The following is a 12,775-nucleotide window of genomic DNA, read 5'->3' as shown; positions in this document are numbered from 1 at the left end:
CTCGTCAGGAGAGCGTGTGCAGGCTACCCGGTGGGCGCCGGTTCCTCGCTGGGAACGGGCTCCTCGGTGGGAGCCGGTGTCTCGCTGGGGGCCGGTGTCCCGGTCGGAGCGACCGTGGGTGTGGGCGTGGGTTCGGGGGCAGTGACCTGCGCGTGCACGACCTGGCTCGCGATCGCCGCCGACACGATCACGACGCCGACGATGATCCCGATCGCGTTGTCTCGGGTGCGGCGCCGGATCAGTCCTTCATGCACGGCGTTGCGGGCCGCATGGATGCGGGCGCGTTCCGCTTGCGTGCGCTGCTGTGCATTCTTGGACCCGCGTGCTGCCATCTGCCCTGTTTCCCCTCACTGTGTCGCTGTGCGACCTCGCCTCAGAGCCTAGCGTCGTCGGCCCGTCGCACCGATGCGCTGCGTTCGGCCGTTCGGCACGGTTCAACGGCGAACGCTCGTCATTCCGTGATGGACCGACTACTTTTAGGCTATTGATCGCCTCAGTCCGAAAAGGAGAACGCTCATGCGGTGGACCCGAAACCTGGTCGCGGCTCTCGTCGTCAGCGCGACTGCCGTGCTCGGCGTCGTACCGCCGGTGAGCGCGGCGGAGATCCCACCGCCGAACGCGGATGTCGCACGGATCCTCGCGGATACGAACGCCGCGCGGGCCGCCAACGGACTGGCGCCGCTGGTGCTGGACGGGGATGTGACGGCGGTCGCGCAGAACTGGTCGGCGACCCAGTCCCGCGAAGGCCGGATGTACCACAACCCGCAGTACTCGAGCCAGATTCCCGGGGGTTGGAGCAGGGCAGCCGAGAACGTCGCATCCGGCTATTCGTCGGCGACCGTCGTCGCAGCATGGATGAACTCGCCCGGGCACCGCGCGAACATCCTCGGCGACTACACGACGATCGGCATCGGTCTCGTCAACGGCTACGCCACGCAGGTGTTCGCCAAGTATCCGGTATCGACGCCCACTCCGACGGTCTCGCGGCAGGACGCCTCCGTGCGCAGCCACGTCGCTCAGCGGGGATGGATCGCCGGAGGGGGCACCACGGGGCAGGGGCTGGGTCTTGAAGCCGTCGCGGTGCGGCAACAGACCGGCAAGGTCATCTGCCTTCAGGCCCATGTGCAGAACATCGGGTGGATGACACCCGTCTGCACGCAGGGTGCCGGTACCGAGGTGACGGCGGGGACGACCGGTCGAGGGCTTCGAATGGAGGCTCTCCGGGTGTGGAGTCCGGGCAACACGGTGTCCGGACGAGGACACGTGTCGAGCATCGGGTGGCAACCGCGCGTGGTCTCCTCGGCGCCGGGCACCCAGATCTCCCTCGGCACGACCGGGCAGGCGAGGCAGCTCGAGTTCGTCGACCTCTTCCAGTGACGGCGACTTCCTGAGACGGCGATGTCGCTCGCCCCGAGTAGCCTTGGCGGGTGACCCCTTCCGCGCCGCTGCTCTCCGGGCAGACGCCCCTCGCCGTGCGCATGCGCCCGACCTCCCTCGCCGAGGTCGCCGGGCAGCGTCACCTGCTCCGGGCCGGTTCGCCGATCGTCGCCCTCGCTGATCCGAAGGCGGCAGCGCCGGGAGCCGTATCGATCATCCTGTGGGGGCCGCCGGGCACCGGCAAGACCACGCTGGCACAGGCCATCGCGCGTTCGTCGGGGCGACGCTTCGTCGAGTTGTCCGCCATCACCGCCGGCGTCAAGGACGTGCGCGAAGTCATGCAGGAGGCGGTGAACCAACGCGATCTCTACGGTCAGACCACCATCCTCTTCCTCGACGAGATCCATCGCTTCACGAAGGCGCAGCAGGACGCTCTGCTCCCCGGGGTCGAGAACGGGTGGGTGATCCTCATCGCCGCGACCACGGAGAATCCGTCCTTCTCCGTGATCTCACCATTGCTCTCGCGCTCTCTGCTGCTGACCCTGCAGCCACTGACCGACGAGGACATCGGCGTGCTCGTCGACCGTGCGGTGACCGATGCCAGGGGACTCAACGGAGCCGTCACGCTCAGCGACGAAGCTCGATCCGCCCTCCTGAGACTCGCATCGGGGGATGCTCGGCGCGCCCTCACGGGGTTGGAGGCCGGTGCGGCCGTGGCCCTGTCGCACGCCACGACAGGAGAGCCCGGTGACGGCGCTGGTGGCGAGGAGGACGAGAGTGCGGGGCCGCCCGAGGTCTCTGCCGATGACATCGCCCAGGCGGTCGACAAGGCGCTGCTGCGGTACGACCGTCAGGGTGATGAGCACTACGACGTCATCAGTGCGTTCATCAAGTCGATCAGGGGATCCGACCCCGATGCGGCGCTGCACTACTTGGCCCGCATGATCGAGGCGGGGGAGGATCCGCGGTTCATCGCCAGGCGCCTCGTCATCTCCGCGTCGGAGGACGTGGGCCTCGCCGACCCGCAGGCAATGGTCATCGCCGTCGCCGCTGCCGATGCCGTGGCGTTCATCGGTATGCCGGAGGGGCGCATCCCGCTCGCGGAGGCGACCGTGTACCTGGCGACCACCGCCAAGTCGAACGCCGCCTATGTGGGCATCGACGCCGCGATCGCCGACATCCGTGCGGGAGGTTTCGGCAGGGTGCCGCTTCATCTGCGCGACGCTCACTATCCGGGCGCGAAGCGACTCGGGCACGGCCGCGGGTACGTCTACTCCCATGACAGCGAGTTCGGGATCGTGCCCCAGCAGTACCTGCCGGATGAGCTGGACGGCCGACGCTATTACCAGCCGAAGAACCTCGGTGCGGAGCGTGACATCGGCTCCCGGCTCGAGCGCATCCGTCGCATCCTCGGCGATCGCTGACCCGCAGATCCGGTCGAGAGACACGATCTGTTAGACTTGAGCGGCTCGAAACCGAGTTTTCGGGCATCTCCTCGTTCACACCACACCTTGCTGGCGCCCCGGCGTGCGCTCCAAGGCAGAACGCGGACGATACGTCCGCGAGTCGCGAAAGCCGCGACCGCGTCATCGGAAGGAACGCTTCGTGACCACGAAGTCCCAGGACCGCCGCAAGGTGCGTCTCAGCCGCGCCCTCGGCGTCGCACTCACCCCGAAGGCCGCCCGCTACCTCGAGAAGCGCCCGTACGCTCCGGGTGAGCACGGCCGCACCAAGCGCAAGGCAGACAGCGACTACGCCGTCCGTCTGCGTGAGAAGCAGCGCCTGCGTGAGCAGTACGGCATCCGCGAGAAGCAGATGCGCAACACGTTCAACGAGGCTCGTCGTCAGGACGGCCTGACCGGTGAGAACCTGGTCGAGCTTCTCGAGATGCGTCTCGACGCCCTCGTCGTGCGTTCGGGCTTCGCCCGCACCACCGCGCAGGCTCGCCAGCTCGTCGTGCACCGTCACATCCTGGTCGACGGCCAGCTCGTCGACCGCCCGTCGTTCCGCGTGAAGCCGGGTCAGCTCATCCACGTCAAGCCCAAGAGCGAGGGCACCGAGCCCTTCCAGGTGGCAGCAGCCGGCGGTCACGCCGAGGTCCTGCCCCCCGTTCCCGGCTACCTCGAGGTCGAGCTCGACAAGCTCCAGGCACGTCTGGTCCGTCGCCCGAAGCGCGCTGAGGTCCCCGTGACCTGCGAAGTGCAGCTCGTCGTCGAGTACTACGCGGCTCGCTGATACACCGCATACACGAGAGGCGTCGGGGAAACCCGACGCCTCTCATCGTTTTTGCATACGATGGGATCACCGCGCCTTCGCGGCTCAGAGGCAAGGATGGCGTCATGAAGAAGTTGCAGTGGTTCCTGATCGGAGTGATCGGCGGCTTCGTCGCGGCCCATTTCATGAACAAGGACCCGCGGGGTCGTGACATCCTCGCCGAGGTCGATGCCCGCATCAACGGCTTCACCTCCCTGATCGGCGACGCCTACCGCGCCGAAGACGCTCGGCTTGCAGAGCCCGAACAGAACTGACACCTCCTGCGCGCCTCGCGCAGCATCGCTCAACGCGACCATCCCTCCACGCGACCTAGGACACCTGGCACCCCTATGAAAACTGCGGAAATCGCGCAGCGTTACCTCGACTTCTTCGAGAAGAACGACCACCTCATCGTCCCCTCCGCCTCTCTGGTCAGCGACGATCCTTCCCTGCTGTTCACTGTCGCCGGAATGGTGCCGATGATCCCGTACCTCACCGGGGTCGTGCCCGCTCCGCACCCGCGCATCGCGGACGTGCAGAAGTGCATCCGCACCAACGACATCGAAGAGGTGGGCCGCACCGCCCGTCACGGCACGTTCTTCCAGATGCTGGGCAACTGGTCCTTCGGCGACTACTTCAAGGAAGGCGCGATCCGTTACGCCTGGGAGCTGCTGACCAGCGCGGAGTCCGACGGCGGTCTCGGCTTCGACGAGAAGGACCTCTGGGTCACGGTCTACGAGACCGATGACGAGGCCGAAGCGATCTGGCGCGACATCATCGGGCTCAAGCCCGAGCGCATCCAGCGTCTCGGCCGCGCGGACAACTACTGGAACACCGGTCAGCCGGGCCCGGGTGGCCCCGACTCGGAGATCTTCTTCGATCGTGGCCCCGCTTACGGCAAGGACGGCGGCCCCGCCGTCGACGACTCGCGGTTCCTGGAGATCTGGAACCTCGTGTTCATGCAGGACTTCATCGAGAACATCCGCGGCAAGACCGAGTTCGACATCGTCGGTGAGCTCCCGATGAAGAACATCGACACCGGGATGGGCCTCGAGCGCGTCGCCTTCCTCAAGCAGGGCGTCGACAACATGTACGAGTCCGACCAGGTGCGGCCCGTGCTCGATCGTGCCGTCGAACTCTCCGGACGGCCCTATGGCGTGCAGCATGAGGACGACGTGCGGTTCCGCGTCGTCGCCGACCACGTCCGGTCCTCGCTCATGCTCCTCTCCGACGGAGTCCGCCCCTCCAACGAGGGGCGCGGATACATCCTCCGCCGTCTGATGCGCCGCACGGTCCGTTCGATGCGGCTGCTCGGCGTCGACGAGCCGGTCTTCCCCGAGCTCTTCGCCGCGTCGCGCGACGTGATGAAGACCACCTACCCCGAGCTCGAGAAGGACTGGCCGGTGCTCTCGGCGTCGGCGTTCGCCGAGGAGGAGACGTTCCGTCGCACCCTCGTCGCCGGCTCCACGATCCTCGACCTCGCGCTCGACGAGACCAGGAAGGGCGGCGGGAAGACGCTGAGCGGGCCGGAGGCGTTCCTCCTGCACGACACCTACGGTTTCCCCATCGACCTCACGCTCGAGGTCGCCGAGGAGGCGGGGCTGGACGTCGACCGTGCCGCCTTCGACAATCTCATGCAGGAGCAGCGTCAGCGCGCCAAGGACGACGCCCGCAACCGCAAGCGGCAGCTCGCCGATGTGTCGGTCTACCGTGAACTGCGCGCCCTGGGCGAGACCGGATTCGACGGGTACACGGCGCTCGAGGTCGAGTCGCGTGTGCTCGGACTCCTCGTCGACGGCGTTCCGGTGCGCAGCGCCGCCGAGGGTCAGATCGCCGAGGTCGTGCTGGCCGAGACGACGCTGTATGCAGAGTCCGGCGGTCAGGTCGCTGACAAGGGCACGATCGTTGGCCCGGGCTACGTCCTCGAAGTGCTGGATGTGCAGAAGCCGGTTCCCGGTCTGATCAGCCACACCGTCGAGGTCACGCGCGGAAGCGTCGCCGTCGACGACATCGCGACCACGGTCGTCGATGCCGCGAACCGCCGTGCCGCCCGCCAGGCGCACTCGGCGACGCACCTCGTGCACGCCGCGCTCCGCGACACGCTCGGTCCGACGGCGACGCAGGCAGGATCGTTGAACCGCGCCGGCTACATGCGCTTCGACTTCGCGTGGTCGCAGGCGCTCTCGGCAGACACCCGAAGCGAGATCGAGGAGATCACGAACCGCGCGGTGCAGGACTCGCTCGAAGTGACCACGCGCATCGTCTCGCTCGACGAGGCCAAGGAAGCCGGGGCCATGGCCCTGTTCGGCGAGAAGTACGGCGACGTGGTGCGCATGGTCGACATCGGCGGCCCGTGGTCCCGCGAGCTGTGCGCGGGTACGCACGTGAGCACGAGTGCCGAGATCGGACTCGTGAGCCTGGTCGGCGAGTCGTCGGTCGGGGCATCGAACCGCCGTATCGAGGCGCTCGTCGGCGCCGATGCCTTCCGCGAGCTCGCCGCCGAGCGTGCCATCGTGTCGCAGCTCACCAGTTCGTTGAAGACTCCTCGCGAGCAGCTGCCCGAGCGTATCGCCGATCTGACCGCGAGCCTCAAGGCGGCGGAGAAGCGCATCGCGCAGTTCGAGGCGAAGGAGCGGGCGGGTCAGGTCCCGTCGATCGTCGAGGCTGCGACGCGCGTCGGAGAGTTCCGTCTGGCTGCGCAGAACCTCGGTGACGTGGCTTCTGCGGATGACGTGCGCGATCTCGTCAACAGTGTCCGTGATCGGCTCGGTTCTGAGGCGGCTGTCGTGGCACTGGGCGCCGTGGTCAACGGACGTCCGGTCGTGGTCGTCGCCACCAACGAGGCGGCGCGGTCGGCCGGCGCGAAGGCCGGTGCGCTGGCGAAGCGCGCAGCCGGCGTGCTCGGCGGCGGCGGCGGCGGACGAGACGACGTCGCACAGGGCGGTGGAGCGGATGTCGCCGCACTCCCCGCGGCGCTCGACGCCATCTCCCAGGAGCTGCACAGCGCGTGAGCGGGTTCCGTCGCGGAGTGCGTCTCGGCATCGACGTGGGAAGAGCGAGGGTCGGTGTCGCGCGCTCCGATCCCGACGGGATGCTCGCGGTGCCGGTGGAGACCGTGCCGCGAGATGACGCCTCGATCGACCGCATCGTCCAGATCGCACAGGAGTACGACCTGTTGGAGTTCGTCGTCGGATTGCCAGTGAACATGCAGGGAACGGACACCCCCTCGACGACGGATGCCCGCGAGTTCGCGGCCGCGCTCCAGGTGCGCAGTGGGCTCCCGGTGCGGCTCGTGGACGAACGGCTGAGCACCGTGACCGCCCACGCGGCATTGCGCAGTTCCGGGAGATCTCAGAAGAAGTCTCGTAGCATTGTGGATCAGGTCGCCGCCGTGGTGCTTCTGCAGCAGGCGATCGACATGGAGAAGAGCACCGGAAACCCGGCCGGTGCCACCATCTCGCCTGACGAGGAGCACGCCTGACGATGTCTGAACGTGACAGCGCCACACCCGAGCCCGACACCGATGCCCGGCTGGGGGACCTGTTCGAGAATCTGCCCGAACCGACGAGACAGATTCCGACCGTGGACGACAGCGCGCCTGCTCCCGGATCGCGACGTGCCGCGAGGGAAGCGGCCTCGGGGGAGGGGACGGCCACACCGGCCCGCGGCACCGCCGGCCCGGCGGCGCAGCCTTCGAGCGCGCCGGTGCGAGCCTCTGCCGATGACGCCGTCGGCGCGGACGCGTCGGCACCGTCTCCGATTCCGGTGCGGGCCTCTGCTGACGCGGCTGACGCGACGACACGGGCACAAGCCGAGGCCGTCCCGGCGTCGGCTCCCGTCGCCGATGCAGCGGGACCCGCGATCGGCGGTGGCCTCGACGCCCTCTTCGTCCCCCACGATGAGAACGTCGACGCGAAGCCCAAGAAGAAGAAGCGGCGGAAGGGCTGCTTGATCGCGCTCGTGATCGTTCTCGCGATCTTCGGCGGGATCGCCGCCGGCGGCGCGTGGGTGTGGAACACCTACGGCGACAAGATCAGTGATGCGATGGGGTGGGGCGAGTCGAAGGATTGGGAGCCCGGGCTGGCCAACGGCGAAGCCCTCGTCACCATCAAGCAGGGGGACACCGGGGGTCCTGTGTCCACCGCCCTCTATGAAGCCGGTGTGACGAAGACCGAAGAAGTCTTCTACGACTACATCGTCGACGAGAACCTCGCCGTGACCTTCTATCCGGGCGTGTACCGCCTACAGAAGAAGATGACGGCAGAAGCCGCCCTGGCGGCGCTGAAGGACGATGGCAACAAGATGGCCAACGCCGTCTCCGTCTCCGAGGGCGGGACGATCGTCTCGTCGCTCCCCGGTATGGCTGAGACGCTCGGTCTTTCGCTGGCCGACTTCGAAGCGGCGGTTCAGGATCCTTCGGCGTACGGAGTGGACGCACCGAGTCTGGAAGGCTGGCTGTTCCCCGCGGTGTACGAGTTCGACCCGGGAGTAACGGCGCCGCAGGTGATCCAGCGCATGGTGGACCGCACGCGGGAATCGCTCGACGCGGCAGGCGTGCCCGCGGCCGATGCGGAGCGGATCCTCACGATCGCGTCGATCATCCAGCGCGAAGGCCGGCTCGACGACTTCGCGAAGGTGTCGCGGGTCATCCAGAACCGTCTCGACATCGACATGAAGCTGCAGATGGACTCGACGGCGCAGTACGGGTACGGCTCGCTGCATGAGGGGGTCGTCTCGAGCTCCAAGGAAGCTCTGGAGGACGACAACGACTGGAACACCTATGTGCGCACCGGTCTGCCGCTCACGCCCATCGCCAGCCCGAGCGATGCCGCCATCAAGGCCGCGATGGCGCCCGCCGACGGCCCGTGGCTGTACTTCGTCACGATCAACCTGGCGACGGGGGAGACGCAGTTCTCCGAGACGATGGCCGAGCACGAGCAGGGCATCGAGAAATGGCGCGAGTGGTGCCGGGCGAACCCCGACGCCGGTTGTTGAGCCGGTGACGCGCTCTCGTCTGGCGGTCTGGGGCGATCCCATCGGGCATTCCAAGTCGCCTGCGCTCCATAACGCTGCATATCGCGTGCTCGGACTCGACTGGGTCTATGGCCGGCGTCAAGTCGCCGCTGAGGAGTTCGAGCCGGCACTCGCGGGGCTGGACGACACGTGGCGCGGCCTCTCGCTGACCATGCCCCTGAAGGAGGCGGCGTTCCGTGCGGCGGTGACGGTCGATCGTCACGCAGAGCTGACCGGAGCGGTCAACACGCTCCTGTTGGGGGAGCATCTCGCCGGTTTCAACACCGATGTGGGTGGCATCGTCGACGCTCTCACCGAGGCCGACGTGCCCGAGGCGGGGCAGGTGCGCATCCTCGGCGCGGGAGCCACGGCGTCGTCCGCACTCGTCGCCGCCTCCGAGCTCGGCGCCGTGCGTGTCGACGTCCGAGCGCGGCGCCCCGAAGCCGCTGCCGCACTCGTGGAACTCGGTGAACGGCTCGGAGTGATCGTCGACGTCGACTCCTTCGACGCGCCGCTGACTGACGTGGACCTCACCGTGGCGACGCTGCCCGGAGGCGCTGAGCTCTCCGCGGATGTCGCCGCAGCACTGGCCGCGTCAGGCGGAGTCCTCTTCGATGTGGCGTACGCACCCTGGCCATCTGCCCTCGCCGCGCTGTGGGGCGGAGACCGTGCCATCTCCGGCCTCGGCATGCTGCTGCACCAGGCCGTGCGCCAGATCCGCATCTTCCGGAACGGAGATCCGGCGATCGCGCTGCAGGACGAGGACTCTGTGATCGCCGCCATGCGCGCCGCTCTCTGAGACGGTCGGCGCGGACGACGAAACGCGGCGCGGGGCAGGTCGAACCCGTGGGAGACTGGAGCAATGCTCCGCGTGCTCACGGCCGGCGAATCGCACGGCCCAGAACTCATCGCCGTCATGGAGGGACTGCCCTCCGGCGTCCCTGTGTCCTCCGAGGCCATCCAGGCCGATCTGGCTCGGCGCAAGCTGGGCTACGGTCGCGGTTCACGGATGAAGTTCGAGCAGGACGAGCTGACGATCTCGGGCGGCGTGCGACACGGGAAGAGCCTCGGCAGTCCGATCGCGCTCCGGATCGGCAACACCGAGTGGCCGAAGTGGATCGAGGTCATGAACCCCGAGCCGGTGGAGCTCACGGACAAGTCCCGTGGCCGCAGCGCACCCCTCACGCGTCCACGTCCTGGTCACGCCGACCTCGTCGGCATGCAGAAGTACGACTTCGACGAGGCCCGTCCGATCCTCGAGAGGGCGAGCGCCAGGGAGACCGCCGCACGCGTCGCACTCGGTGCGATCGCCCGGTCGTTCCTCGGCGAGCTCGGTATCCGGCTCGTCAGCCACACGTTGTCGATCGGTCCGGTCCGCGTGCCGGAGGGATCTTCGCTGCCCACACCGGACGACGTGGATGCTCTGGACGCGGATCCGCTCCGGTGCTTCGACCCGACGACCTCCGCGCTGATGGTCGCTGAGGTGGACGACGCCAAGAAGGACGGCGACACCCTCGGTGGCATCGTCGAGGTCCTCGCGTACGGGCTGCCGCCCGGACTGGGCTCCCACGTGCACTGGGACCGTCGCCTGGACGCGCGCCTCGCGCAGGCGCTCATGAGCATCCAGGCCATCAAGGGGGTCGAGGTCGGCGACGGCTTCGAGACCACGCGCCGACGGGGGTCTGCGGCGCACGACGAGCTCTTCGCCACCGCCGAGGGCATCACCCGCGGTTCCGATCGAGCCGGTGGCACCGAGGGCGGCATGTCGACGGGGACGGTGCTCCGCGTGCGCGCAGGGATGAAGCCGATCGCCACCGTGCCGCATGCGCTGCGGACGATCGACATCTCCACCGGAGACGATGCCACCGCCCACCACCAGCGATCCGACGTGTGCGCCGTGCCTGCGGCGGGCGTCGTCGCCGAGGCCATGGTCGCGGTCGAGCTCGCGAACGCCGTGCTGGAGAAGTTCGGCGGAGACAGCATCCGCGAGACCCGTCGCAACCTTGACGGATACCTGGCTGGCATCCCCGAAGAGCTGCGCACGACCCCCGCGTCCGAGGCGGCGCTCATCGCGCATGACGAGCGCGGCTGATCCGCTGACGCTGGTGCTGGTCGGTCCGATGGCCGCCGGCAAGACCAGTGTCGGTCGGCGGGTGGCGCGTCGGCTCGGAGTCGACTTCATCGACACCGACAAGCGGATCGTCGCCGCTCACGGTCCGATCTCGGTGATCTTCGAGCAGCACGGCGAGGAGCACTTCCGCGACCTCGAGCGGGCGGCCGTGGCCGAGGCGCTCTCCGAAGGGGGAGTGATATCGCTCGGCGGAGGCGCGGTGACGAAGGCCGCGACGCGGGATCTGCTCGCCGAGCATCCGGTGGTGTTCCTGACCGTGAGTCCCGAGGCCGTCGCCGATCGGCTGCGCGGCAGCAGCCGTCCGCTGCTGGCGGGGGAGGACCCGCTGGAGCGCTGGAAGAAGATCTTCGAGGAGCGTCGAGGGTGGTACGACGAGGTCTCCTCGGCCACCTTCGACACCTCACGTCGTCCGATGCAGAAGATCGCGGACGACATCGTGGCATGGAGGAGAGAGCAGCGATGAGCACGACGACCATCAGCGTCACCGGAGACGACGCCTACGACATCACGGTCGGACGGGGGATCCTCGATCGGGTCTCGGCCGCGCTCGCACCGGGGGTGCGCAAGGTGCTCGTCGTGCACCCGCCGACCCTCGCGGCCCGCGCTGCCGAACTGCGCGACCGCCTCCTCGCCGATGCTGCCGATGGGCCGCGCGAGGTGCTCCTCGCCGAGATCCCCGATGCCGAGCAGGGCAAGCGGATCGAGGTCGCCGCCTTCTGCTGGCAGGTCATGGGTCAGGCCGACTTCACGCGTTCCGATGCCGTGATCGGCTACGGCGGGGGCTCCGTCACCGACCTCGCCGGCTTCGTCGCCGCGACCTGGCTCCGCGGCGTGCAGCTCATCCAGGTGCCGACGACCGTTCTCGGACTGGTGGACGCGGCTGTCGGCGGCAAGACAGGTGTCAACACGGCCGAGGGCAAGAACCTCGTCGGAGCGTTCTGGGCACCGACGGCTGTGGTCGGCGACCTCGACGAACTCGCCAGCCTGAGCCCGAACGAGGCGACGGCGGGCTTCGCGGAGGTCGTGAAGGCCGGCTTCATCTGGGCGCCCGAGATCCTCGACATCGTCGAAGCAGATCCTGCACGCGCCGTGGACCCGACGACCGAGGAGTTCCGTCGTGCCGTCGAGCTCGCGATCCGGATGAAGGCCGAGGTCGTGTCGGACGACTTCCGCGAGGCCGGACTGCGGGAGATCCTCAACTACGGCCACACACTCGGCCACGCGATCGAGCACGCGGAGCGCTACCGGTGGCGTCACGGCGCCGCGATCTCGGTCGGCATGCTGTACGCGGCCGAGCTCTCGCGTCTCGCGGGACGGCTGTCGGACACGGCAGCCGAGCGCCACCGCACCATCCTGGAATCGCTGGGACTTCCGACGTCGTACCGTGCCGGTGCCTGGCCGCAGCTGCTCGCCACGATGCAGCGCGACAAGAAGAGCCGCGGAGGCATGCTGCGGTTCATCCTGCTCGACGACATCGCGAAGCCGACGGTGCTGCAGGCCCCTGACGAATCGCTGATGTTCGCCGCCTACCAGGAGGTGGGCGCGTGACCCGACGCATCCTCCTCGTCAACGGGCCGAACCTGAATCTGCTCGGCTCGCGCGAACCGGAGATCTACGGCACCGCGACGCTCGCCGACGTCGAGCGCCTCACCGCCGATGCCGCGGCGGACGTGGGCTTCGAGGTGCGCGCAGTGCAGAGCAATCACGAGGGGGTGCTGATCGACGCGATCCACGCGGCACGTGAAGACTGCGTGGCCATCGTGATCAATCCGGGCGGACTCACGCACACGTCCGTGGTCCTTCGCGACGCGCTCACCGGAGTGTCCCTGCCCTTCGCCGAGGTGCACATCTCCGACGTCTACGCTCGCGAGGCGTTCCGGCACCACTCGTACCTCGACGACGTCGCCGCCGTGCGCGTCGTCGGGCGCGGAGTGGACGGCTACGCGGACGCCGTGCGGCAGCTCGCAGCACTCATCCCTTAGAATCGACTGTCGGCTCCGC

General features: G+C 68.4%; 13 protein-coding genes. 12 read left to right on the top strand and 1 reads right to left on the bottom strand.

The annotated features are described in order from the left end of the window. Window positions 1–23 precede the first annotated feature (23 nt). A complete protein-coding gene (locus ILP86_RS09585) occupies window positions 24–332 on the bottom strand; it encodes a hypothetical protein (protein WP_193761830.1) in 309 nt (102 codons plus the stop codon). Window positions 333–516: 184 nt separating this feature from the next. On the opposite strand from ILP86_RS09585, the gene ILP86_RS09580 reads away from it, so the two are divergent. The 12 genes from ILP86_RS09580 to ILP86_RS09525 all read left to right on the top strand — a co-directional run bounded on the left by ILP86_RS09580 (window position 517) and on the right by ILP86_RS09525 (window position 12,756). After that, complete coding sequence (locus ILP86_RS09580) at window positions 517–1,377, top strand: CAP domain-containing protein (RefSeq protein ID WP_179516030.1); 861 nt, start codon at window positions 517–519, stop codon at window positions 1,375–1,377. A 101-nt stretch (window positions 1,378–1,478) separates the two neighbouring features. Then, window positions 1,479–2,801 carry a replication-associated recombination protein A gene (locus tag ILP86_RS09575; protein WP_058631218.1) on the top strand — a complete coding sequence of 441 codons (1,323 nt, stop codon included), beginning with the start codon at window positions 1,479–1,481 and terminating at the stop codon, window positions 2,799–2,801. A gap of 181 nt (window positions 2,802–2,982) precedes the next feature. After that, on the top strand, window positions 2,983–3,612 hold the full coding sequence (gene rpsD / locus ILP86_RS09570; protein ID WP_052748643.1) for a 30S ribosomal protein S4: 630 nt from the start codon (window positions 2,983–2,985) through the stop codon (window positions 3,610–3,612). A gap of 104 nt (window positions 3,613–3,716) precedes the next feature. After that, complete coding sequence (locus ILP86_RS09565) at window positions 3,717–3,905, top strand: hypothetical protein (protein WP_046747154.1); 189 nt, start codon at window positions 3,717–3,719, stop codon at window positions 3,903–3,905. Window positions 3,906–3,980: 75 nt separating this feature from the next. Next, window positions 3,981–6,641 carry an alanine--tRNA ligase gene (gene alaS, locus ILP86_RS09560; protein WP_193761829.1) on the top strand — a complete coding sequence of 887 codons (2,661 nt, stop codon included), beginning with the start codon at window positions 3,981–3,983 and terminating at the stop codon, window positions 6,639–6,641. Next, window positions 6,638–7,111: a Holliday junction resolvase RuvX gene (ruvX, locus tag ILP86_RS09555; RefSeq protein ID WP_046747152.1), complete on the top strand. Its 474-nt coding sequence runs from the start codon at window positions 6,638–6,640 to the stop codon at window positions 7,109–7,111. Before alaS ends, ruvX begins: the two co-directional genes overlap by 4 nt. Before the next feature lie 2 nt (window positions 7,112–7,113). Next, window positions 7,114–8,625, top strand: coding sequence for an endolytic transglycosylase MltG (gene mltG / locus ILP86_RS09550; RefSeq protein WP_193761828.1), 1,512 nt, complete (start codon window positions 7,114–7,116; stop codon window positions 8,623–8,625). A gap of 4 nt (window positions 8,626–8,629) precedes the next feature. After that, window positions 8,630–9,442, top strand: a complete 813-nt coding sequence (locus ILP86_RS09545) for a shikimate dehydrogenase (RefSeq protein WP_193761827.1) — start codon at window positions 8,630–8,632, stop codon at window positions 9,440–9,442. Between the two features lie 63 nt (window positions 9,443–9,505). Then, window positions 9,506–10,735 carry a chorismate synthase gene (gene aroC / locus ILP86_RS09540; protein ID WP_058631207.1) on the top strand — a complete coding sequence of 410 codons (1,230 nt, stop codon included), beginning with the start codon at window positions 9,506–9,508 and terminating at the stop codon, window positions 10,733–10,735. Next, complete coding sequence (locus tag ILP86_RS09535; RefSeq protein WP_058631206.1) at window positions 10,719–11,237, top strand: shikimate kinase; 519 nt, start codon at window positions 10,719–10,721, stop codon at window positions 11,235–11,237. The genes aroC and ILP86_RS09535 overlap by 17 nt, the downstream gene beginning before the upstream one ends. Further along, entirely contained in the window at window positions 11,234–12,322 is a 1,089-nt protein-coding gene (gene aroB / locus ILP86_RS09530) for a 3-dehydroquinate synthase (RefSeq protein ID WP_058631205.1), read from the top strand. The genes ILP86_RS09535 and aroB overlap by 4 nt, the downstream gene beginning before the upstream one ends. Further along, on the top strand, window positions 12,319–12,756 hold the full coding sequence (locus ILP86_RS09525; RefSeq protein ID WP_046747146.1) for a type II 3-dehydroquinate dehydratase: 438 nt from the start codon (window positions 12,319–12,321) through the stop codon (window positions 12,754–12,756). Before aroB ends, ILP86_RS09525 begins: the two co-directional genes overlap by 4 nt. The last annotated feature ends 19 nt before the right edge of the window (window positions 12,757–12,775 follow it).

Origin of the sequence: Microbacterium sp. R1 (assembly GCF_015159725.1) — a bacterium.
GTDB classification, from domain to species: Bacteria; Actinomycetota; Actinomycetes; order Actinomycetales; family Microbacteriaceae; genus Microbacterium; species Microbacterium oxydans.
This window is presented reverse-complemented; position numbering and strand designations above follow the sequence as displayed.